This is a genomic window from Nocardia sp. Tas62D01 (genome assembly GCF_055232035.1).
Genome location: NZ_JBUYUZ010000001.1, coordinates 348,172 through 369,845, shown reverse-complemented (window position 1 = coordinate 369,845; position 21,674 = coordinate 348,172). Strand labels below are relative to the sequence as shown.

The following is a 21,674-nucleotide window of genomic DNA, read 5'->3' as shown; positions in this document are numbered from 1 at the left end:
GCGATTCCACATACTCCCTTCGATCGAGAGAGCGAAACGTCAAGTGCGAGTAGCGCAGTCCTGGCTGACGGACATCATCCGCCGGACCACCCCCGAGTGGTCGGTGACGCCGGAGGAACTCGACGCCGGGTTCGTCCGTGTCGGGCTCGAGGTCGAAGAGGTCGACAAGCTCGAGCGGGTGACCGGTGACATCGAGAAGCCGCTGGTCGTCGGCCGCGTCGCCGAGATCACCGAGCTGACCGAGTTCAAGAAGCCGATCCGCTTCTGCAAGGTCGACGTCGGTCGGGGCGAGCGGAGCGACGGGGGATCGGACACTGCGCAGCTGCAGGAAATCGTCTGTGGCGCAACCAACTTCGCCGTCGGCGACCTGGTTGTCGTGGTACTGCCCGGCGGCGTGCTGCCGGGCGGTTTCGCCATCTCCTCGCGCAAGACCTACGGACACACCTCGAACGGCATGATCTGCTCGGTCGCCGAACTCGGTATCGGCAAGGACCATTCGGGCATCCTGGTGCTCGAGCCGGGCACCGCCGAGCCGGGCGCCGACGCCAATGAGCTGCTCGGCCTCGACGACACCGTCATCGAGCTGAACATCACGCCGGATCGCGGCTACTGCTTCTCGGCCCGTGGCCTGGCCCGCGAGCTGGCGTGCGGTTTCGACCTCGATTACGCCGACCCGGCGGTGCGGACGCTGCCCGACGCGGACGCCGACGCCTGGCCCGTCCGGATCGAGCCGGAGTCCGAGTGCACCAGTTTCGCGGTCCGGCGCGTCACCGGCATCGACCCGAAGGCCGTGAGCCCTTGGTGGTTGCAGCGCAGGCTGCTGCTGTCGGGTGTGCGCCCGATCTCGCCCGCGGTCGACGTCACCAATTACGTCATGCTCGAGCTCGGCCAGCCACTGCACGCCTTCGACGCGGCCAAGCTGAACGGTGGCCTGGTGGTGCGCAACGCCGATACGGGCGAGACGCTGCGCACCCTCGACGAAACCGAGCGGGTGCTCGATGCCGAGGACGTGGTGATCGCCGACGATTCCGGCGTCGTCTCGCTGGCCGGAGTGATGGGCGGCGCGACCACCGAGGTCGGCGCCGAGTCGACCGATATTGTGCTCGAGGCCGCCACCTGGAACCCGCTGCGCGTCTACCGCACCGCACGGCGGCACAAGCTGGTTTCGGAGGCGGGTAAGCGGTACGAGCGGGTCGTCGATCCCGAGATCAATGTTGCCGCGCTGGACCGGGCCGTCACCCTGCTGGCCGACATTGCCGGTGGCATCATCGAATCCGCGCTCACCGATGTCCGGGTGCCGGTGGCGCCAGTGGAGCCGATCCGCATCGACATCGACCTGGCCGACCGGGTCGCCGGCCTGATCTACCCGACCGGCACCTCGGCCCGTCGCCTCGCGCAGATCGGCTGCACCGTCGAGGTGGGTGTCAACGAGGCCACCGGACACGGGCAACTGGTCGTCACCCCGCCGAGCTGGCGGCCCGACCTCGCCCAGCCCGCCGACTTGGTGGAGGAGGTGCTGCGGCTGGAGGGGCTCGAGCAGATCCCGTCCGTCATCCCGACCGCACCGGCCGGGCGCGGCCTCACCGCCGCGCAGCGCCGCGGCCGCGCGGTCAGCCGCGCGCTGGCCTTCGCCGGTTGCGTCGAGGTGCCGCCGCCGGTGTTCCTGCCCAACGGTGTCTTCGACGCTTGGGGCCTGGACGCCGATGACCCGCGCCGCAACACCACCCGCGTGCTGAACCCGCTCGACGCCGAACGTCCGGAACTGGCGACCACGCTGCTGCCCGGTCTGTTGGAAGTGGCCGCTCGCAACATTTCTCGCGGCGCCCGCGACCTCGCGGTCTACGGCATCGCCCAGGTCGTGCTGCCCGGCCCGAACGTCAGGCCGATCGAACCGCTGCCGGTCGACCGCCGCCCGACCGACGACCAGATCGTGGAACTCATCGACTCGCTGCCCGCACAACCGGTGCACGTCGCCGCCGTGCTGACCGGCCGTCGTGATCCGCGTGGTCCCTGGGGCCCCGGCCGCCAGGTGGAGGCCGCCGACGCCTTCGCACTCGCCGACGCCGTCGCCGATGCGGCGGGCGTGACCATCGAACGCCGCGCCGCCGCTCACCTCCCGTGGCATCCGGGCCGCTGTGCCGAACTTCTGGTCGACGGCGAAATCGTCGGCTACGCAGGCGAATTGCACCCAGCCGTGCTGGAACGCTCCGGCCTGCCCCCGCGCACCTGCGCCGTCGAACTCGACCTCGACGCACTGCCGCTGCGCGAATCCCGGCCCGTGCCAGTGGTTTCCCCGTTCCCCGCGGTGCTGCAGGACGTGTCGGTGAGCGTCGAGAAGACGGTCGCGGCCGCATCGGTGGAATCGGCTTTGCGTTCCGGCGGTGGCGAACTGCTCGAAGACATCGCGCTTTTCGACGTCTACGAGGGCGCCCAGGCGGGTGAGGGCCGCAAGTCACTCACCTACGCCCTGCGCTTCCGCGCCGCCGACCGCACGCTCACCGAGGACGAAGCGAGTGCCGCTCGGGACGCCGCGGTCGCTACCGCGGCGGAGTCCGTCGGCGCGGTCCTGCGCGGCTGATACGCATCAACGTCGAGATCGAGCGGCCCTGACGGCCGTACGGTCTCGTGCGTTATCCGGCCGGATGACCAGGTCGGCCGTGACGCTGTCGGCGGCGATGGCGTATACAGGCAAGTTATGCGACATCCGGCACTCCCGATCCTGCATGCGCTGACCTACCTGCCCGCGCGGCCGATCGCGCGGACCCCGGCGATTCTCGGGATGGAGTATACCGATCTGTCCATCGCGACCGAGGACGGCGAGACGCTGCACGGCTGGTGGGTGCCGGCGCGCCGGTCGATCGGGCACGTGCTGTTCGCGCACGGCAACGCGGGCAATATCGGGGACCGGGTGGCGATCTTCGCGCTGCTCACCGAGATCGGCCTCGACGTACTGGCATTCGATTACCGCGGCTTCGGACGCAGTACCGGACGACCCACCGAGCACGGCACCTACCTCGATGCCCGGGCGGCACGGCGAGTGCTGCTCGAGCAGCCGGACGTCGATACCGAACGCGTACTATATCTGGGCAAGTCACTCGGCGGTGGCGTGATGCTCGAACTGTCCACGGCGCATCCGCCCGCCGGACTGATCCTGATGTCCACCTTCACCGGCATTCGCGATGCCGCCAGGTCGGTGTATCCTTTCTTGCCCCGCCCGCTGGTTCCCGACGCCTACCCGAGCGAGCGCCGGATCCGGACCCTGCGCGCGCCGGTCCTGATCATGCACGGCGATCAGGACGAACTGCTGCCGCTGCGGCACGCCGAAAAGCTGTATGCCGCAGCACCGGAGCCGAAGCAACTGGTGGTCTTCCCCGGCGCGGGCCACAACGACCTGATCGTTTCGGCGCGTTCGGACTGGACCGCCCTCATCCGCGACTGGGCGACCGGCGTGCTCGGACAGTGAGCCGAACGCTGGCCCGCAGCACCTTCCGCGCGGCCGCCGACATCCTGGCGCCGATGGAGCAGACCCATCTGATCACCGAACGCATCGATAACCAGCTGGACTCGCCGCTGATCGCGATCGTGCGGAGGTATTCGGACGAGGTGATTGTGCAGCGGCGCAAGGCGGCGTCTGCTGCGTAACCTGGCGGTATGAGCGATACCAGCGAGATTGTCGACCGGTTGGCGGCGTTGTCGGATGACGAGCTGGTGGCCGTGCTGCGCGCCACGACGGCCGACCGTCCGGCACTGGCCACGGTGCATGCGGCGCTCGTCGCGGCGGCCGAAACCGATGATTCGGTGAGCGATGCGGTTGTGACTCCTACCACTGAGTCGACGCCGGACTATGTGTCCCCCGCGGGGCGCGGCGCATCCGAGCAGGTGGGAGGCGGTTCTGCGGTACCCGCGGTACCGGTAGCGCCGACAGGTATCGTTCTGCCCGCGGAGGTGGGCGGATATTCGCCCGGTGGAGTCCCTACTTTCGAGTCAGTTCACGATAAGGTCGAGCAGCGCTTCGGTACCGCGCAGGGAATGGGCGAACTCGACCGGCAGACCCCGGCGGGCCGCAGCGCCGACGAGCAATGGGAGGCGCGCGAGAAAGCCGCGCGCGAGCGTCTGGACCAGATACGGAAATCGTTGCACGGCAACGACGTCGAAACGCAGGAGCCGTAATCTGCCCGGACGCACCGGACTACGAATGTGATGGGTGGAACTCGATGAGCGAGCCGCGTGAGATCGCCGAACGGCTACTCGATGCCCAGGTGGAATTCTTGCTGGCCGAGGTGAGCGGCGACCGCTTCGCGGAGGTGATCGCCCGCGATGTGGAGGCGGTCATCGGTGTCGCCGACGCCCTGGTCTTCCGGGACGTGGTGGAGGTCGATCAGGCCAAGCAGACGGTCGCGACGATCATCGATCTGATCGGTGGCAGCCCGGTGATCGCGGACATGGTCGGCGTCTTCGCCGACGCGATCTACGACAACATCGCCGCCAACCACGACTACACCCTCGGCCAGGTTGTCGACCGGGAACCGGTCGAGGCGTTGCTGGAGAAAATCTTCGGCATGCACCAGGCGCAGGAACGCATCCTGGATCGGCTCACCGAGAGCCCGCTGGTCGCGACCGTCGCCTCGAAGTTCGTCGACAAGCTGATCAACGACTTCATGGCGGCCAACCGGGAACGCGCTGAGAAGATACCCGGGGTGTCCTCGCTGATGTCGCTCGGTCAGTCCGCGGCCAATCGAGCCAAGAAGGCCGCCGACGGCACCTTCGTCGGTGACCTGGCGGGCAAGAGTGCCATGTTCGCGCTCAAGCGCACCAACAACGCCATCCGCGAGATGCTGCGCGACGCACCGGTGCACTCCGCCGCCATGGAGTTCTGGGACCTGCACGCCGACGAGCCGGTGAGCGGTCTGCGCGAATACCTCAGCCAGAAGGACCTCAACGAGTTGGTGCTGATCTGCTATGAGATTGTGATCACCACGCGCGAGAAGGAATACTTCGGGCTGCTCGTCGAGGAATGCGTCGAGGTGTTCTTCACCAAGTACGGCGACTACACCCTCGCGACGATGCTGCCGGAACTCGGCCTGTCCGGTGACGACATCGCGACCGAGATCCTGCGCTACGGCCCGGCGGTCATCGAGGGGGCCAAGCGCAACGGCGTGCTCGGCAAGCTGATTCGCGAACGCCTAGAGCCGTTCTACACCTCCGATGTCGTGCTCGGCATCCTCGGCGGCGCCACCAACTGACCTCGCACTACCGAACCGCGTCGGCATGTTCGGCGCGGTTTGTGTTGTTACAGACTATTTCGGCCAGCTCTGAACCGGCAAGATATGGCGTCCGTGCACCCGTCGGTTCGGCCGCGCTGCCGATCGGTGACACGTCACATCGGCCGGCGCCGTCGTGTGAGCGAATCGACACCGCGGATACGGTTAATTACCAGCGTGTATACAAATGTGGCCGATGTCCGATTTATCCGGATCTTACGGTTGACATCGAGACGGCCCTGTGGGAGTTTGCTCCTGACCTTCCGTGCGCTCGCCGTGGAGCTGTCACGGCTTGCAATCGGAGGAGCAGGTGGTGCGTGTACGTCGACGGCCGGAATTATCCGGCGGCACACCGGAAGTCGCTTTGACGGCGGCCGTAAATGAACGGCAGGTGTCCAGCAGTCGAATAGTACGGCCGCGCACTATTCGGGGTCAATTGGCCCGGATACTTGTCGTATCGCTGACTTTGGTGTTGGCGCTGTTGGGTGTGACGGTCGCCAGGGAGATCGATGCCTACCGGCAGAGTGGCGACATCGTGCAGGAGGTGTCATTGGCGCTCGCGGTGCAGGATCTGGTGCAGGAGGTGCAGCGCGAACGCGGGCTGAGCAACGGCCTGCTCGGCGGCGACACGCGACTGTCGCAGCCGGTCGCCGACCAGCGGACCCACACCGACTGGGCCCTGGGTCAGCTCAACGATGCGATGGCGGGCGACCCGCCGGGCACGGCGCAGGTGCGTTCCGCGGTCGGCCAATTGGCCCCGCTCGCCGCGACCCGCACGCAGGTCGACAGCAGGCGGACCACCAGGCAGGCCGCCTTCCAGTTCTACACCGACGGCATCAGCGCACTGAATCGGCTCTCGCTCGGGCTCGATCAGGCCAGCGACCCGCAGGTCCGCCACGGCTTGCAGGCGCTGTACGCGCTGGGCGACGCCAAGGAACAGACGGCCAAGGAGCGCGGATTCCTCAACGGTGTGTTCGCCGCCGACGAATTCGGCCCCGGTGAATACGTGCAATTCCTCGACATCCGCGCCGCCAAGGTGGCGGGGCTCGCCGCCTTCGCGCGCGATGCCACTGCCGCGCAGCAAGCGCTGCTCGACGATGCGCTGCGTAGAGAAAATGCCATCAAGGCAACCGAATCGGAGAATATCGCGATCGCATCCAACCGGGGGCCGCTGGTGCAATCAGTGGATCCGAGCACCTGGTGGGCGCAGATGACCAGCGTCATCGATGAGCAGCGCAAGGTGCAGCAGGCGGTCGGCGACACGGTCCAGCAGCGTGCGGCCGAACTGCGCAAGGTCGCCGCGTTGACCCTGGGCGGCTTCCTGATCGCCGCGCTGTTGGCCATCCTCGCCGAGGTGATGCTGGTGATCACCAGCGTGCGTGCCATCGTGCGGCCGCTCGGCGCGCTGGCCGCCGAAGCCGACGACGTCTCCACCCGCCGCCTCCCCGATGTCATCGCGGCCTGGCATCGCTCCGACGACACCCAGCCGGATCCGCCGCCGCCGGTGCGGACCCCGCGCGGCGCGAGCGTCGAGATCGCCGCGGTGGCAGGGGCACTGGACCGGGTGCAGACCACCGCCTTCGACCTGGCCTCCGAGCAGGCGCTGGTGCGCCGCAACACCACCGAATCGATGGCCAACCTGGCCCGGCGCAACCAGAACCTGGTCCGCCGCCAGCTGGGGCTGATCAGCGAATTCGAAAGGGAGGAACTCGATCCCAAAGCGCTGTCGAACCTGTTCGAGCTCGACCATCTCGCCACCCGCATGCGCCGCAATGCCGAAAGCCTGCTGGTACTGGTCGGTGAGGCCAGCCCGCGGCGCTGGGCCGAGCCGATCGCGCTCACCGACGTGATCCGGGCGGGCCTCTCGGAGGTCGACGACTATCGCCGGGTGGTGCTGCGCAGGGTGGATGACATCTCCATCACCGGTGCGGTGGTCAGCGAACTCGCGCACATGCTCGCGGAGCTGATCGAGAACGGCCTGGCCTTCTCGCCACCGGATCTCGAGGTGGAGATCTACGGACGCAAGCTGCCCAACGGGTATCTGCTCGCGGTGGTCGACCACGGCATCGGCATGGTGGTGGATCAGCTGGCCGAGGCCAACGCCCGGCTGCGCGGCGAGCAGGACTTCATCGTCGCGCCGACGCGCTACCTGGGCCACTACGTCGTCGGCCGGTTGGCGCAGCGGCTCGGCATCGATGTCGAGCTCAATGTTTCGCCTGTGAGCGGGATCGTGGCGAGATTGCTGCTGCCCGCGAATATCCTTGCGGGCGAGAAGGATCGGCATCCGGCGGCACCCGCGGCACGGACGGTCGGCGAGCCCGCGGCGCGACCCGCGCTCGAATCCGCTGCCGCGTCGGCCGTACCGGCGATTGCCGCCGCACCGGCAAGTGGCGCAGCGGAATCCGCTACACCGTCACCCAGCGCACCCAGAAATGGCGCCGCCGTGCCCGCGATGACCGGAGTGACGGGGCGGGTGCCCACGCACGCCGCCTCAACGTACGAAGGGATCAATTCCACCGGCGCCCATGCCGCGGACGCCACGGGCCGATCCGGTCCCGCGCACACCACGACCGGTCGTTCGGCGTCCGAGGCGCCCCGCGACGCGGGATCGAGTGGACCGGCGCATGCCCGGGTGGGGGCGCCGACACCGGCGCCCGCTCCGTTCACTCACTTTCTGACCACACCCGATATTCCCGCGGTGCACGGTTCTTCGCCCGGTGTGCCCGCCGCCAACGGTTCCGGTCCTGTCACATCCCCGAATCTCCTGCACGCGTCGGAGCAGTCGATGTGGCGTATTCCCGAAACTAGCAGCGCGCCCGCGCAACCCGCCGAATCGTCCGCCGCCGCGGCGGACGTCCAGCGCACCCGCAATGGACTCGTCAAGCGCACCAAGCGAACTCGCGGCACCGACGCGGCGAGTGGTGCACCGGCCGCGCCGTCCAGGCCGACGAATGCCCCGGCCGCCGAACGCACCCCCGCCGAGGTGCGCAATATGCTGTCGTCGTTCCGTGCTGGACATCAGCGTGGCGCTCCCGAGTCCGCGGCAGCCGCGCCGCCGCGCCCCTACGTTGCCGGATCTTCCGAGACCGACACGCGCGCTACGGATCTGGCGCACCCCTCAGCTTCAGCCATGACCACCGCAGAGGAGATTCGGTGACCACCCATATACAAAGCGCCGACCCGCATACCTTCAACTGGATGCTGGCCAACTTTGTGCGCGACACCGACGGCGTCCGCGACACCGTCGCCGTATCCTCGGACGGATTGCTCATCGCGATGTCCGACGGCCTGGACCGCGCGGGTGCCGATCGGCTCGCCGCGATGGTGTCGGGCCTGTCGAGTCTGGCCCGAAGTGCCTCGCGCAGCTACTCTTTCGACGGCCTGAAGCTGATCATGATCGAGATGAAGCGCGGCTTCCTGCTGGTTTCGGCGCTCGGTGACGGCAGCTGCCTCGGCGTGATCGCCGACGGCGGTTGCGATATCGGCCTGGTCGGTTACGAGATGGCGGTGCTTGCCGAGCGAGCCGGCGCGCTGCTCGACCCGACCCTGATCTCGGAATTGCGAGAGTCGTTGCGCAGATGAGAGATCCAGACCGGCCGAGGCTGCCGGACCCGCGGATGATTCCGGTGAATCAGTTCGTCGGCTGGTTCGCACCGAACCAGCCGCAGGAACGTCCGGAGGAGCTCGTCGAGGACTCGGCCGCCGACACCGACGACCGATTCGTTCGGCCTTTCGTCGTCACCGCAGGGCGCACCACACCGTTGATGGACGGGCTGCGCATCGAGACACTCGTGCAGGCGCCGCCCGCCGCCCTGTCCGCGCCGCTGCAATTCGAACAGCGCACCGTCGTGCAGCTGTGTCAGCGGCCCCATTCCATCGCCGAGATCGGTACCGCGCTGCGGGTGCCGGTCGGCGTCGCGAAAGTCATCGTCAGCGATCTCGCGGCCGCCGGTCACGTTTCGGCGCGGGACGCCCCAGAACTGTCCACCGCAGCCATCGAGAGGATCAGGGACCTTGTACGGGCACTCTGAATATCGGGCACCAGCACCCGTCGAACGTATGCCGTCGTCGGTGAAGATCGTGATCAGCGGCGGATTCGGTGTCGGCAAAACAACTTTCATCGGCTCCATCTCCGAGATCGAGCCGCTGGTGACCGAGGCCGCGATGACCGAGGTCGCGCTCGGTATCGACGATCCCGGTCGGCGCGCGGATAAGACGCAGACCACCGTGGCCCTCGACTTCGGCCGCATCACGCTGGACAGTTCGCTGATCCTCTACCTGTTCGGCACCCCCGGCCAGGACCGTTTCGTGTTCCTCTGGGACGACTTGGTCGACGGCGCGCTCGGCGCGGTGATCGTGGTGGACACCGGCCGCGTCGAGGACTGCTATCCGGTGCTGGACTACTTCGAGGAACACAACGCCCCGTTCGTCGTGGTGGTCAACCGTTTCGAAAACGTCGACCGCTTCGATCTCGACGAGGTACGGGAGGCGCTCGGCCTCGACGACTGGATCCCCGTGCTGGAATGCGATGCGCGAGAACGAGAATCGGTGAAGGTCGTGCTGGTCGCGCTGCTGGAGCAGGTGCTACTGCACCGACTGTCGGCACCGCAACTGCGGGCCCGCGAGGTCGGCTAGCCGGTCTTACCCAGTACCGCGCTGCCCACCTGTACGTGACCGCCCTCCGCGGCGACCAGATTGTGCCACCGGTTCGGCGCCGTGTGATTGCCGCCGAACGACCCGCATACCAGCAGGTCGTCACCGTCGTGGACGAGCATCAGCACCACCGAACGCGGCACACCGGACTTCCTGCCCCCGACGGTCAGCTGAAACACCGGACGCCCCAACCGCTTTCCGAATCGGGTGCCGCCGAAGCGGCGGTAGAGCTTGCTGTGCAGCCGCCCCTGAATCTTGCTGATGCCGTTCAATCGGGTGCTGGCGAAGTGAGCGAACCGTCCGGTGAGCGTGAGCTGGGGGTGATCGCCGGGGGCCTTGTCGGCGAGTCACATTCACTGCGGAGTCTGCTGGATTGGGGGCGGCGCGGCGAAGCGACGAGCGTCACGGCGAACGTGTGATCTTGGCGCAGTAATGTCGGGTTCATGAGTGAACCGCAGATCGAGGCGGAACAGGACGCGACCCGGCCGCTGCGCGACGACATCCGGTTTCTCGGTGGCGTCCTCGGCGACACCATCCGTGATCATGAGGGCCCGGAAGTGTTCGATCTCATCGAACGCGTGCGCATCGAGGCATTCCGGGTGCGCCGCGAGGAGGTCGAGCGCAGTGCGGTGGCGGAGATGCTGGACGGTGTCGATATCGCCGTCGCGCTCCCGCTGATCCGTGCCTTCAGTTATTTCGTGCTGCTAGCCAATCTGGCCGAGGACATTCAGCGCGACCGTCGCCGCGTCGTGCACGAGGCGGCGGGGGAGCCGCCGCAGGATTCCTCGCTCGCGGCCACCTACCGCAAGCTCGACGCGGCCGCACTGGACGGCGCGGAGGTCGCCGATCTGCTCGCCGACGCACTGGTGTCGCCGGTGATCACTGCCCATCCGACCGAGACCCGGCGCCGCACGGTCTTCGATGTGCAGACGCGTATAACCGAGCTGATGCGGCTGCGGCAGCGCTACACCGAAACCGAGCGCGAGCGTGGCGAATTCGAGCTGCGGATCCGCCGCCAGGTGCTTACGCTCTGGCGGACCGCGCTGATCCGGTTGCAGCGCTTGCGGATTCAGGACGAGATCGCGGTCGGCCTGCGCTACTACGAGATCACCCTGTTCGAGGTGATTCCGGCGATCAACGCGGAGGTGCGGGCGGCGCTGCGCTCACGGTGGCCGGGTGTCGAGCTGTTGCCGCGCCCGATCCTGCGCCCGGGTTCGTGGATCGGCGGCGACCGTGACGGAAATCCTTATGTGACAGCGGAGGTGGTGCGCACTGCGGCGGATCAGGCCTCGGCCGTCGCCTTCGGCCGGTATCTGCGCGAGCTGGTGGAGTTGGAGAAGGCGCTGTCGCAGTCGGCGCGCCTCGTTCCGGTGACACCGCAGGTGGCCGCGCTCGCGGCGACCGGCTACCCCGATCCGACCACGCGCGCGGATGAACCGTACCGCCGTGCGCTGCATGGGATTCGGATGCGATTGGCGGCTACCGCTGAGCACGCACTCGGCATGGTGCCCGGCGGAGCCGGCGCGGGCATCCGATCGGGTGCGGCGGTCGCCGCAGCGGGCATTGCGGCACTGTCGAACTCGCCGCAGCGGGCGATCGGCATTCCAGGCGCGACGCAGTCGAGTGCCTCGTCGCAACAAGCTGTGGATCAAGGCGTTGCGGTGCAACCCTATTCGTCGCCGCAAGCGGTGCTCGACGACTTGGACGCGGTCGATGCCTCCATGCGGGCCAGTGGCGACGACCTGTTGGCCGATGAGCGGCTCGCTGCGCTGCGGCACGCGATCGAAACCTTCGGCTTCCATCTGCAGGGCCTGGATATGCGGCAGAACTCCGAGGTGCACGAGCAGGTCGTCGCCGAACTGCTGGCCTGGGCGGGCGTGCATCCGGACTACGCGAGCTTGGCCGAAGCGCAGCGGGTCGAGCTGCTCGCCAACGAATTGCGCACCCGGCGCCCGCTGCTCGGCCCGCACGCGCGGCTGAGTGAGCTCGCCGCCAAGGAGCTCGACATCGTCCGTGCCGCACGGGATGTCGTGGTCACCTTCGGCGCGGAGGCGGTGCCGAACTACATCATCAGCATGTGCACCTCGGTCAGCGACATGCTGGAGGCGGCGCTGCTGCTGAAAGAGGGCGGACTGCTCGATCCTGGCGAGCCGGACGGACCACCGCACTGCCCGATGGACATCGTGCCGCTGTTCGAAACCATCGAAGACCTGGGCGCCGGGGCGGCGACCCTGGCCGCCGTACTGGAAGTTCCGGTGTATCGAGGGCTGGTGGCCGCCAAGGGGATGCGGCAGGAGGTGATGCTCGGCTACTCCGATTCGAACAAGGACGGCGGGTATCTGGCCGCGAACTGGGCGCTGTATCGCGCGGAGCTGGATCTGGTCGAGGTAGCGCGCAAAACCGGGATCCGGTTGCGGCTCTTCCACGGTCGCGGTGGCACGGTTGGTCGCGGCGGTGGCCGCAGTTACGACGCCATCCTCGCGCAGCCCGCGGGCGCAGTGCAGGGTTCGCTGCGGCTGACCGAGCAGGGTGAGGTCATTGCCGCCAAATACGCTGAACCCGGTACCGCACACCGCAATCTAGAGTCGCTGATCGCCGGCACTTTGGAATCGACCCTGCTCGATGTCGAGGGTCTCGGCCCCGACGCCGAGCCGTCCTATGAACTCATGGACGATCTGGCCGCGCGCGCCCGAGCGGCGTATTCGCGTCTGGTGCACGAAACGCCGGGATTCGTCCAGTATTTCCGACAGTCCACGCCGGTCGCCGAGGTCGGTGACCTGAATATCGGCAGCAGGCCCGCCTCGCGCAAACCGACGAACTCCGTCTCCGACCTCCGTGCCATCCCCTGGGTGATGTCATGGAGCCAGGCCCGCGTCATGCTGCCTGGTTGGTACGGCACCGGAGCCGCGTTGGAGGAGTGGGTCGGTGGCGACCCCGATCGCCTCGCCACCCTCTCCGACCTCTACCGCCGCTGGCCGTTCTTCCGCACCGTCCTGTCGAACCTGGCCCAGGTGATGGCCAAGAGCGACCTCGATATCGCGGCTCGCTACGCCGAACTCGTCGACGATGCCACCCTGCGCGAGCACATCTTCGGCATGATCCGCGACGAGCACGCTCGCACCATACGCATGCACGCCGCCATCACCGGCAACGACCACCTACTCGCCGACAACCCGAGCCTGGCCGAGTCCATCCACAACCGCTTCCCGTACCTGGAGCCGCTCAACCAGATGCAGGTCGAGCTACTGCGTCGGTTGCGCGCGGGCGACGACTCGGAACTCGTCAAGCGCGGCATCCTGCTCACCATGAACGGTCTCGCGACCGCCTTGCGAAACTCGGGTTAGCCCACGCAATCCCGGCGTCCCGGTGAATGCCGGACGCAGTGGCCGGGACGTCGAGGGTCGCCATGCGGATTCGAGCACCGTCGGTGTGAGCCGGGCCCTTGCCCGCTAGTCCGTGACGACGGCGATCGCGTCGATCTCGACCAGCATCTCGGCGCGGGGCAGGCCGGTGCAGACGGTGGTGCGGCTAGGCAGCACGTCGCCGGTGGTGTTGGCGGTGACAAATTCGCCGTAGGCGTCGTTCATGGCGGCGAAGTCGTCGCGGGTGGTGAGGTAGACGCGCAGCATCACCACGTCATCGAAGGTGGCGCCGCTGGCGTCGATGATCGCCTTCACGTTCTGCAGCGTCCGAATGGTCTGGGCGGCAACATCTCCCGGGAAGAGGTACTCGTTGGTCACCGGGTCCACCGGACCCTGGCCGGAGACCTGGACGAACGGACCCTTGCGGACACCCTGAGAGAAGGTGTGCGCGGGGGCAGGGGCGTCTGTGGTGCGGACGGCGATCTTCTCACTCATGGGTCAGCCTTTCATGGCGGTGGTCGGTCGGCCGGAAGTCCAGCCGAGTTCGGTGGAGATGGCGTCGGCCGCCGCGCGCAGCTGCGGCAGCTCGGCCAGTACCTGGTCGTGGTCGAGCAGCATGTCCGGCACGGACATAGACACCGCCGCGACCACCGCGCCGGTGCCATTGCGCACCGGAACCCCGATGCAGTTGACGAAGCTCTCGTGCTCCTCGTGGTCCTCCGCATAGCCTTGCGTGGCAACGAGTTCCAGCTCCGCCAGGTACTGGTCGGGGGTGCGGATGGTGCGCTCGGTGAAGTCGCGGTAGTCGAGGTGCTCCGCGATCGCCCGCCATTCCGTGCGCGGTTGGGCGGCGACGAGTACCTTGCCGACCGCCGTGCAGTGCAGTGGAGCGGGCCGTCCGATCCGGGAATACATGCGCACGCTCTGGTTCGCGTCGAACTTGTCGATATAGATAGCCTCCCGCGACTCATAGGTGGCGAGGTGAATGGTCTGTCCGGTAACGGAATTCAGCGCGCTCAGATGCGGACGCGCGATGGTGCGGACATCACGCTGTTCGAGCGCGCGATTGGCCAACTCGAAAAGCTTTGAGCCAAGCACATATTGGTGCTGACTGTCGTGGGTCACGAAGCGCTGCGACTCCATGGTCTGCAGCAGTCGCAAAACCGTCGACTTGTGTACGCCGAGCTCGGTTGCCAGCTGATCCAACGACCGCGCATCCTCGCCGAGTGACATGAGAATGGTCAACGCACGCGACAGACTCTGACTCATGACACTCTACCTACGATTCGCTCGCTCATAACGCCACATTCTGGTTCACGACCGCCTCGGCGTAATGCACTCGCGCCCACGCGGGCTCGTCCAGGGCCGCGAGAGGCTCGAGCACCTCGGGCGCGGGCAGTTCCGCGACGTCACCGGTGCCGGTCAGCGCCGCGGCGGCGCACAGGTGTCCGAACCGCAACCGCTGCGCCAGGCGGCGGCCGTGCAGCAGCGCCGCCAGATACCCGCCCGCGAACGCATCGCCCGCCCCGATTCGCTCGGTGACATCGAGTCCGAGAGCGGGCACCTCCACGCGCTCGCTACCGGAGAACCCGGTCACCGAATGCTCGTTGTTCTTGACCACCAGGTGCTCGGGCTCGGGGAACAGCGCGCGCAGCCGGTCCGCGTCGTCGACATCGAACACCTCGCCCGCCTCGTCGGCGCCGAGAAACACCACGTCGCTGCCGCGCACATGCCGGGCGAGCACATCCGCCGCCCGTTCCTGCCGTCCGGCCCAGAGCGCCGGCCGGAAGTTCAGATCGAAGCTGACGAGCCTGCCGTGCCGGGGCAGCGCGATGAGCGCCTCGGTGAGCCCAGTTGCCGATTCCGACAGCGCGGTGGTGATCCCGGTGAAGTGCACAAGATCGCAGCGGTTGAGCAGCCCGGCCGCGGTTTCGGCAGTCAGATCGGCGGTGGACAGCGCGCTGGCCGCGGAGCCGGTGCGGTAATACAGCATCCGGCTGGTCCGCTCGGCCAGGTCGGTCGCCTTGCCCGACCCGCTACCGCGTTCTTTGACGTACACGGCGGTCGGCCGCGCCGGATCGGTGACGACCGCGGACACATCCACCCCGCGTCTGGCGAGATGCCCGACCAGATACCGGCCGAATCCGTCGGCGCCGACCCGGGAGATCCACGCGGCGTCGACACCGAGTTGGGTGAGCACGGTGGCGACATTCGCCTCGGCGCCGCCCGCGGTGCGTTCGAAGTTTTCCGAGTCCTCCAGCGGGCCGGGCCGGGCCACCAGAACGGCGAGTCCCTCCCCGAGGGTCACCGCCCGCGAGCGGGTCGATGTACGCCACATCACACCGATCTCCTTCCTGCCCTTGCGGCCATCGGCCATCCCGTGCAGAATAACCACACAAAACACGATGTGCAACAAGCGTTGCATAATGTGCAATGCTAGTGGATGAGTTCGGGGCGCGACACTGTGGACGCGATCCGCGGGAAGGAACGCCGTGGCGATCGACGAGAAAGCTGTTGCCGCACTGGAAGAGCGGACACTGGGGCCGGAGCACAAGGGACTTCCGCCCGCGGCTTGGGGCCGCACCGTCCGGGAATTCCTGGACGGTGCGCCCCATCTCGACGAGTTCGAGACACCGGTACTGACGGTGGATCGGGCGGTGGTTGCCGCCAATGTCGCGGTGATGGCCGACTGGGCGCGGGCCGCGGGCGTACGGCTGGCTCCGCACGGGAAAACCACCATGGCGCCGCAGCTGTGGGCGCAGCAGCTGGTGGCGGGCTGCTGGGGCATCACCTTCGCCACCGTGTGGCAGGTCCAGGTCGCGCGTTCGTTCGGCGTCGGTCGGATCGTGCTCGCGAACGCGCTTGTCGATCCCGTCGGTTTGCGTTGGGTCGCTGAGGAATTGGAGCGGGACCCGTCCTTCGAGTTCGTCTGCTGGGCCGACAGTGTCGAGACGGTTACGCTGATGGACGAGCACCTGCGTTCGTCTGCGGGGGAGGCGCGAATCCGGGTGATCGCCGAACTCGGTGGGCCACACGGTCGTACCGGCGCCCGCACGATCGAACAGGCGCACGCCATTGCCGCGGCGGTGGCCGGTTCCGCCCGACTGGCGCTGGCCGGTGTGGGTGGCTACGAGGGCGCGCTCGCCCACGACCGCACCCCGGAGGCCATCGCTGCCGTGCGTCACTATCTCGACGAACTCGCCCGCCTGCACCGCGAACTCGCCGCCGCAGGGCTCTACCACGACACGGCGATCGTTACCGCGGGGGGCAGCGCCTACCAGGACCTGGTTGTGGAGTGTCTGGGCGCGCTCGCCGATGAGGAAGGCGCACAAGGCATTCCGACGACCGTCGTGCTGCGCTCGGGGGCCTACATCATCCACGACGATGGCTTCTACGCGGGCATCTCGCCGCTGGCCGCACCGCGCAGCGAGCGACCGCTGCGCTCCGCGATGCACGGCTGGGCGCGCACCGTGTCGCGACCCGAGCCGGAGCTCGCGCTACTGGACGCGGGGAAGCGTGATCTTCCCTTCGATGAGGGGCTTCCGGTCCCGCAGCATAGTGCGGGACAGGAGGACTCACTGAACCCGGCCGCAACGGTGTCGGCGCTGAACGACCAGCACGCCTTCCTGCGGATGCCGGGCAGTAAAGCCGATGAGCTGCCCGTCGGCAGCGTCGTGCGGCTCGGTCTGTCGCATCCCTGCACCGCCTTCGACAAGTGGCGGCTCATCCCGGTCATCGATGACGCCGACGCCGAACGACCCCGCGTCGTCGACCTCGTGCACACGTTCTTCTGACGAGGGAGAACCATGACCGACTTATTGTTTCGCGACATCGACATTATCGACGGCACCGGTGCCCCCCGCTTCCGCGGTGACGTGCTCATCGATCGCGGCCGGATCAGCAAGGTCGCCGCGCCGGGCACACTCAGCACCGCCACGCGGATCGTCGACGCGGCGCCGGGCACTGTGCTGACCCCCGGTTTCATCGACATGCACGCCCACTCGGATCTGCATCTGCTCACCGAGCCCGGTCACTTTCCGAAGATCAGCCAGGGCATCACCACCGAACTCCTCGGGCAGGACGGGCTGTCCTACGCCCCGATCGACGACGCGGCGCTCGCGGTGCTGCGCCGCCAAATCGCCGGATGGAACGGCAATCCCGTCGATCTGGACTTCTCCTGGCGTAGCGTCGCCGAGTACCTGGACCGCCTGGATCAGGGCATCACGCCCAACGCCGCGTACCTCGTGCCACAGGGCACGCTGCGGCTGCTCGTCATCGGCAGTGAACAGCGTCCGGCGACGGTGGACGAGATTCGACGGATGCAGGAGCTGCTCGCGCAGGGGCTGCGCGAGGGTGCGGTCGGCATGTCCAGCGGGCTCACCTATACGCCCGGAATGTATGCCGACACCGGCGAATTGGCCGCGCTGTGCGAGGTTGTCGCGGATTTCGGCGGGTTCTATGCCCCGCACACCCGCTCCTACGGTGCGGGCGCGCTCGAGGCCTACGCCGAAATGATCGAACTGTCACGCAGTACCGGCTGCGCACTGCACCTCACCCACGCCACCATGAACTTCGGCGTCAATCGTGGTCGCGCACCGGAGTTCCTGGCGCTGGTCGATGACGCCCGCGCCGAAGGCTGCGACATCACCCTGGACACCTATCCGTATCTGCCCGGCACGACAACACTTTCCGCGCTGTTGCCCAGCTGGGCGATGTCCGGAGGACCGGATGGAGCGCTGGCGCGGATCGACGATCCGGCGATGCGCGCGCGAATCATCCGCGATGTCAACGTGAACGGCTCCGATGGCTGCCACGGTGTCACCGTCGAATGGGAGACCATTCAGATCAGCGGCGTCGCCAACGCGGAGCTGGACCGCTACGTCGGCAAGACCATCGACGAGATCGCCGCGGACCGCGGTGTCGCACCGGTCGAGGTGTTCTTCGACCTGCTGCGCCGCGACGCGCTGGCCACCACGATCCTGCAGCACGTCGGGCACGAAGAGAACGTGCGCGCCACCATGGTGCACCCCGGCCACATGGGCGGCAGCGACGCGCTGCTCGTCGGCGATCGGCCGCATCCGAGGGCCTGGGGCACCTTTCCCCGCTACCTCGGCCACTACGTTCGCGAGCTCGGCGTGCTCGGGCTCGAGGACTGCGTCCACCACCTGACCGGCCGACCGGCCGACCGGCTCCGACTCAGCGACCGCGGGCTCGTATGCACCAGCTACGCCGCCGATCTCGTGCTGTTCGACCCGGCGACCATCGTCGACACCGCGACCTTCGACAACCCGAAGCAGCAGGCGCGCGGCATTCAACACGTGCTGGTCAACGGTGAGTTCGCCATCGAAAACGGCGCGCCGACAGGCGCACTCGCCGGTCGCGCCCTACGGATGCATTCGTCGAGGAAGGAGACATATTGAACGCCAACGCTCTCGAGGTCATCCGCGCCGATCGAGTGCTCTGCGTGGTTCGCGCCCCGGAGATCCCGGACCCCGCCGCGCTGGCGGATGCCTTGGCGCGGTCCGGCATTCGCGCGTTGGAGCTCACCTTCACCACGCCGGGTGTGCTCGACTATCTGAGCGCGGCCGCGGCGACCGAAACAGCGGTGCTCGGTGTCGGGACGGTGTTGCACGCCGATCAGGCCGAGGCCGCGATCGACCACGGCGCCCGTTTCCTGGTCACGCCGGGTGTGCGCGCCGAGGTCGCGGCCGTCGCCGCGCAACACGACATCCCGGTGGTCATGGGCGCTTTCACGCCCACCGAGGTGCTCACCGCACTCGACCTCGGCGCGGCCGCGGTGAAAATCTTCCCAGCCAGGGCATTGGGCCCCGGCTACCTGAAAGACCTGCGCGGCCCCTTCCCCGACGTGGCGCTCATCCCTTCCGGGGGCGTCAATGCGGGCAATGCCGCCGAATTCCTCGCCAACGGGGCCGTGGCAGTTACCGCGGGCACCGATGTCGTTGCCCCATCCGATGTTGCCGCGGGCCGATGGTCCGACATCGCCTCGCGCGCGGCGTCATTCGTTCGATCCATGAATTGAGAGGTACCCCATGGGCGCCACCGTCGACTGGCTGCGCACCACCACCCCCGGGCTGTTGGTGCTCTGCGGTCTCGCAATAGCCGTACTGCTGTTCGCCATCATCAAGGTCAAGCTCGAGCCGTTCATCGCGCTGCTGCTCACCGGACTGGCGCTGGCGCTCGCCGCCGGACTACCGGTGTCGACGATCGTCGGAACCGCGATCAAATCCGGAGATTCACTGCTGGAGACCGGATTCGGCAGCATCCTGGGGCACATCGCGGTCATCATCGGCCTCGGCACCGTGCTCGGCGCGATTCTCGAACGCTCCGGTGGCGCCGATGTTTTGACCGGCAAGCTGCTCGGTGTGTTCGGCGAGCGGGGCGCCCCGATCGCGATGGGTCTGCTCGGGCTCATCTTCGGCATCCCCGTCTTCTTCGACATCGGCATTTTCGTGCTGGCGCCGCTGGTGTATGTGGCCGCCAAGCGTGGTGGGCGCTCGTTGGTGCTGTACGCGATGCCGATGCTGGCCGGTCTGTCGATGACGCACGCATTCCTGCCGCCACACCCGGGGCCCGTCGCGCTGGGCGGTCTGCTCGGCGTCAGCCTGGGCTGGCTGATCCTGATGGGATTCATCTGCGGCATACCGGGATTCATCGCCGCCGGCATTGTGTGGGGTAGCTACATCGGCAAGCGCGTGCAGGTGGAGGTGCCCGCGGAGTTCCTGGTTCGGCCGGAGACGGCGCAGACACCGACCATGGCAACCGAACCCTGGGCCGACGCCGACCCCACCGGCAATCCGGGCTCGACCATCACTCGTACGGAGCAGAAGGCGCCGTCCGTCGCTGTCATCGGCGGCATCATCGCCATCCCGCTGCTGCTGATCCTCGGCGCGACCTTCGGCACCCAGTGGCTGGACAAGAAGTCGCAACTATTGCAGGTGTTGACCTTCCTCGGCACGCCTGCCGTCGCACTGCTCATCGCGGTGCTCGTCGCCTTCTATGTGCTCGGCGTGCGGCGCGGTTCCAGCGTGCAGGAACTCAGCACGCTCACCGCGGAATCGCTCAAGCCCGTCGGCATGCTGCTGCTGGTCGTCGGCGCGGGCGCGTTCTTCGGAAAGATCATCTCCGCCACCGGAATCGGCACTGCGCTCGCCGACACCATGTCGGCCGCAGGTCTTCCCGTGATCGTGCTGGCCTACATCATCAGCTGTGGCCTGCGCATCGCCCAGGGCTCGGCCACCGTCGCCATCGTGACCACCGGCGGCATCGTCGCACCGCTGGTCGCCGGCCACGGCTACTCGCAGATGTCCGTCGCACTCATCGCCATGGCCATCGCGGCGGGCTCGATTATCCTCAGCCACGTCAACGACGGCGGCTTCTGGATCATCTCGAAGTACTTCAACCTGACGGTGAAACAGACGTTGCAAACCTGGTCCGTACTCGAAACAGTGCTCTCCGTAGTAAGTTTCGCGGTCGCCGCGATTCTGTTCGCGATTGTCAGCTGAGCAGCGCGAAACAGTCCCTCCGCTACGCGGGAAAGTTGCGGAGGGACTCGTCGCAGCGGGTTGCGTGGGCGAGTTCTAAGCCGCCACATCACCTTCACAGGTGGTTGGACCGTCGGCGGCTCGATCCAGCCACTCCGATAGCAGGGCGCTCTCGGCGTCGGTGAGCATTGTCAGCTTCGGTGCGACGGCCCGGACTGCGACAGCGACCGCGGTCGCGCTGTCGGTGGGAAGCGTCGGCACGTCGGTGAGGATCGATCGCATCACCGCCTCGTACATCGTGTCCGCAAGGTCGAGGTCCCGGTGCTCCGGCGGGGTGGAGAGCAAGGTGAGTACGACGCCGGTGCCGGCAGCGTGGATGAGTTCGACGGCGCGCCTTACTGGGACCCGAAGCCGGCCGATTGTGGCAACGCTGTGCACCCGGGCGCGCAGAACCTCCAGGCCAGCGGCCGCCGCCGGTGAACGAGACCCACGGCTGGGGTCGGTGAGGAGACCGAATAGCGCTGCGTTGGCGAGACCGAAGCCAATATGCGTGTCCCACCCCGCCCGAAGATCCGCAACCGGGTCGCCGCCGTCCTCGACGAGTGTCTTCCCGGCGACGTAGGTGGCGAAGACGTGTTCGGCAACGGCGTCGAGCAGCGCGTCCTTGTCCTCGAAGAACCGATAGATGGTCGGCGCCTGCATGCCGGCCGCCTGCGCGACCGCACGGGTCGTGACCGCGCTCGCGCCCTGCTCACGCAGGAGCTGCGCCGCGCACTCCACAATGTTCGCTCGCGTCTTATGCCTGCTGGCGCTATCCGGTCTAGTCTCCGCCATGCTTCCAATGATAACGCACTCTTGTTATCTCTGTTGCTAACACTGGTAGCATCGCTATCGTT

At 67.5% G+C, this 21,674-nt stretch carries 20 protein-coding genes; 15 read left to right on the top strand and 5 right to left on the bottom strand.

Annotated elements, in window-relative coordinates; translation table 11 throughout:
• Positions 1–43 precede the first annotated feature (43 nt).
• From pheT to ACV7NQ_RS01885, 9 genes are all read left to right on the top strand, one after another.
• Positions 44–2,578 carry a phenylalanine--tRNA ligase subunit beta gene (pheT, locus tag ACV7NQ_RS01925; RefSeq protein WP_463358006.1) on the top strand — a complete coding sequence of 845 codons (2,535 nt, stop codon included), beginning with the start codon at positions 44–46 and terminating at the stop codon, positions 2,576–2,578.
• A 117-nt stretch (positions 2,579–2,695) separates the two neighbouring features.
• Positions 2,696–3,463 (top strand): alpha/beta hydrolase, encoded by a 768-nt coding sequence (locus tag ACV7NQ_RS01920; protein WP_463358005.1) that lies wholly within the window; start codon positions 2,696–2,698, stop codon positions 3,461–3,463.
• Positions 3,460–3,642 (top strand): hypothetical protein, encoded by a 183-nt coding sequence (locus ACV7NQ_RS01915; protein ID WP_463358004.1) that lies wholly within the window; start codon positions 3,460–3,462, stop codon positions 3,640–3,642. Before ACV7NQ_RS01920 ends, ACV7NQ_RS01915 begins: the two co-directional genes overlap by 4 nt.
• A gap of 9 nt (positions 3,643–3,651) precedes the next feature.
• Positions 3,652–4,170 carry a hypothetical protein gene (locus ACV7NQ_RS01910; protein ID WP_463358003.1) on the top strand — a complete coding sequence of 173 codons (519 nt, stop codon included), beginning with the start codon at positions 3,652–3,654 and terminating at the stop codon, positions 4,168–4,170.
• Positions 4,171–4,214: 44 nt separating this feature from the next.
• Positions 4,215–5,243, top strand: a complete 1,029-nt coding sequence (locus ACV7NQ_RS01905; RefSeq protein ID WP_463358002.1) for a hypothetical protein — start codon at positions 4,215–4,217, stop codon at positions 5,241–5,243.
• 409 nt (positions 5,244–5,652) lie between these two features.
• Positions 5,653–8,418, top strand: coding sequence for a sensor histidine kinase (locus ACV7NQ_RS01900; RefSeq protein WP_463358001.1), 2,766 nt, complete (start codon positions 5,653–5,655; stop codon positions 8,416–8,418).
• Positions 8,415–8,843 (top strand): roadblock/LC7 domain-containing protein, encoded by a 429-nt coding sequence (locus tag ACV7NQ_RS01895; protein WP_463358000.1) that lies wholly within the window; start codon positions 8,415–8,417, stop codon positions 8,841–8,843. The genes ACV7NQ_RS01900 and ACV7NQ_RS01895 overlap by 4 nt, the downstream gene beginning before the upstream one ends.
• Before the next feature lie 35 nt (positions 8,844–8,878).
• Entirely contained in the window at positions 8,879–9,292 is a 414-nt protein-coding gene (locus tag ACV7NQ_RS01890) for a DUF742 domain-containing protein (RefSeq protein WP_463365495.1), read from the top strand.
• A gap of 28 nt (positions 9,293–9,320) precedes the next feature.
• Positions 9,321–9,896 (top strand): GTP-binding protein, encoded by a 576-nt coding sequence (locus ACV7NQ_RS01885; protein ID WP_463357999.1) that lies wholly within the window; start codon positions 9,321–9,323, stop codon positions 9,894–9,896.
• Here ACV7NQ_RS01885 and ACV7NQ_RS01880 read toward each other — a convergent pair.
• On the bottom strand, positions 9,893–10,186 hold the full coding sequence (locus ACV7NQ_RS01880; RefSeq protein WP_463357998.1) for a nitroreductase/quinone reductase family protein: 294 nt from the start codon (positions 10,184–10,186) through the stop codon (positions 9,893–9,895). The genes ACV7NQ_RS01885 and ACV7NQ_RS01880 overlap by 4 nt on opposite strands.
• A 15-nt stretch (positions 10,187–10,201) precedes the next feature.
• On the opposite strand from ACV7NQ_RS01880, the gene ACV7NQ_RS01875 reads away from it, so the two are divergent.
• Together ACV7NQ_RS01875 and ppc are read left to right on the top strand one after the other, a co-directional pair.
• Positions 10,202–10,333: a hypothetical protein gene (locus tag ACV7NQ_RS01875; protein ID WP_463357997.1), complete on the top strand. Its 132-nt coding sequence runs from the start codon at positions 10,202–10,204 to the stop codon at positions 10,331–10,333.
• A gap of 24 nt (positions 10,334–10,357) precedes the next feature.
• Entirely contained in the window at positions 10,358–13,258 is a 2,901-nt protein-coding gene (ppc, locus tag ACV7NQ_RS01870; RefSeq protein ID WP_463357996.1) for a phosphoenolpyruvate carboxylase, read from the top strand.
• A gap of 105 nt (positions 13,259–13,363) precedes the next feature.
• Here ppc and ACV7NQ_RS01865 read toward each other — a convergent pair whose 3' ends face one another.
• The 3 genes from ACV7NQ_RS01865 to ACV7NQ_RS01855 are packed head-to-tail and all read right to left on the bottom strand — an operon-like array spanning position 13,364 to position 15,671.
• A complete protein-coding gene (locus ACV7NQ_RS01865; RefSeq protein WP_463357995.1) occupies positions 13,364–13,771 on the bottom strand; it encodes a RidA family protein in 408 nt (135 codons plus the stop codon).
• A 3-nt stretch (positions 13,772–13,774) separates the two neighbouring features.
• The gene (locus ACV7NQ_RS01860) at positions 13,775–14,545 is read right to left on the bottom strand and encodes an IclR family transcriptional regulator (protein WP_463357994.1); all 771 of its coding nucleotides are present in this window, start codon (positions 14,543–14,545) and stop codon (positions 13,775–13,777) included.
• A 25-nt stretch (positions 14,546–14,570) separates the two neighbouring features.
• On the bottom strand, positions 14,571–15,671 hold the full coding sequence (locus tag ACV7NQ_RS01855) for a sugar kinase (RefSeq protein ID WP_463357993.1): 1,101 nt from the start codon (positions 15,669–15,671) through the stop codon (positions 14,571–14,573).
• 103 nt (positions 15,672–15,774) lie between these two features.
• Here ACV7NQ_RS01855 and ACV7NQ_RS01850 point away from each other — a divergent pair, with 103 nt between their 5' ends.
• From ACV7NQ_RS01850 to ACV7NQ_RS01835, 4 genes are read left to right on the top strand one after another with little or no spacing between them, the layout of a single operon-like run.
• Positions 15,775–17,070, top strand: a complete 1,296-nt coding sequence (locus ACV7NQ_RS01850) for a type III PLP-dependent enzyme domain-containing protein (protein ID WP_463365494.1) — start codon at positions 15,775–15,777, stop codon at positions 17,068–17,070.
• Positions 17,071–17,082: 12 nt separating this feature from the next.
• Positions 17,083–18,696, top strand: coding sequence for an N-acyl-D-amino-acid deacylase family protein (locus tag ACV7NQ_RS01845; protein WP_463357992.1), 1,614 nt, complete (start codon positions 17,083–17,085; stop codon positions 18,694–18,696).
• Positions 18,693–19,316 (top strand): bifunctional 4-hydroxy-2-oxoglutarate aldolase/2-dehydro-3-deoxy-phosphogluconate aldolase, encoded by a 624-nt coding sequence (locus tag ACV7NQ_RS01840; RefSeq protein WP_463357991.1) that lies wholly within the window; start codon positions 18,693–18,695, stop codon positions 19,314–19,316. The genes ACV7NQ_RS01845 and ACV7NQ_RS01840 overlap by 4 nt, the downstream gene beginning before the upstream one ends.
• A gap of 10 nt (positions 19,317–19,326) precedes the next feature.
• Positions 19,327–20,799 carry a GntP family permease gene (locus tag ACV7NQ_RS01835; RefSeq protein WP_463357990.1) on the top strand — a complete coding sequence of 491 codons (1,473 nt, stop codon included), beginning with the start codon at positions 19,327–19,329 and terminating at the stop codon, positions 20,797–20,799.
• 75 nt (positions 20,800–20,874) lie between these two features.
• Here ACV7NQ_RS01835 and ACV7NQ_RS01830 read toward each other — a convergent pair whose 3' ends face one another.
• Positions 20,875–21,612: a TetR/AcrR family transcriptional regulator gene (locus tag ACV7NQ_RS01830; RefSeq protein ID WP_463357989.1), complete on the bottom strand. Its 738-nt coding sequence runs from the start codon at positions 21,610–21,612 to the stop codon at positions 20,875–20,877.
• Positions 21,613–21,674: the final 62 nt, after the last annotated feature.

Excerpts from the sequence above, each read along its gene's own strand:
- ACV7NQ_RS01830 (WP_463357989.1), bottom strand. The coding sequence starts at position 21,612 with ATGGCGGAGACTAGACCGGATAGCGCCAGCAGGCATAAGACGCGAGCG.
- ACV7NQ_RS01920 (WP_463358005.1), top strand. The coding sequence starts at position 2,696 with ATGCGACATCCGGCACTCCCGATCCTGCATGCGCTGACCTACCTGCCC.
- ACV7NQ_RS01865 (WP_463357995.1), bottom strand. The coding sequence starts at position 13,771 with ATGAGTGAGAAGATCGCCGTCCGCACCACAGACGCCCCTGCCCCCGCG.
- ACV7NQ_RS01885 (WP_463357999.1), top strand. The coding sequence starts at position 9,321 with ATGCCGTCGTCGGTGAAGATCGTGATCAGCGGCGGATTCGGTGTCGGC.
- ACV7NQ_RS01890 (WP_463365495.1), top strand. The coding sequence starts at position 8,879 with ATGATTCCGGTGAATCAGTTCGTCGGCTGGTTCGCACCGAACCAGCCG.
- ACV7NQ_RS01860 (WP_463357994.1), bottom strand. The coding sequence starts at position 14,545 with ATGAGTCAGAGTCTGTCGCGTGCGTTGACCATTCTCATGTCACTCGGC.
- ppc (WP_463357996.1), top strand. The coding sequence starts at position 10,358 with ATGAGTGAACCGCAGATCGAGGCGGAACAGGACGCGACCCGGCCGCTG.
- ACV7NQ_RS01845 (WP_463357992.1), top strand. The coding sequence starts at position 17,083 with ATGACCGACTTATTGTTTCGCGACATCGACATTATCGACGGCACCGGT.
- ACV7NQ_RS01905 (WP_463358002.1), top strand. The coding sequence starts at position 4,215 with ATGAGCGAGCCGCGTGAGATCGCCGAACGGCTACTCGATGCCCAGGTG.
- ACV7NQ_RS01835 (WP_463357990.1), top strand. The coding sequence starts at position 19,327 with ATGGGCGCCACCGTCGACTGGCTGCGCACCACCACCCCCGGGCTGTTG.
- ACV7NQ_RS01910 (WP_463358003.1), top strand. The coding sequence starts at position 3,652 with ATGAGCGATACCAGCGAGATTGTCGACCGGTTGGCGGCGTTGTCGGAT.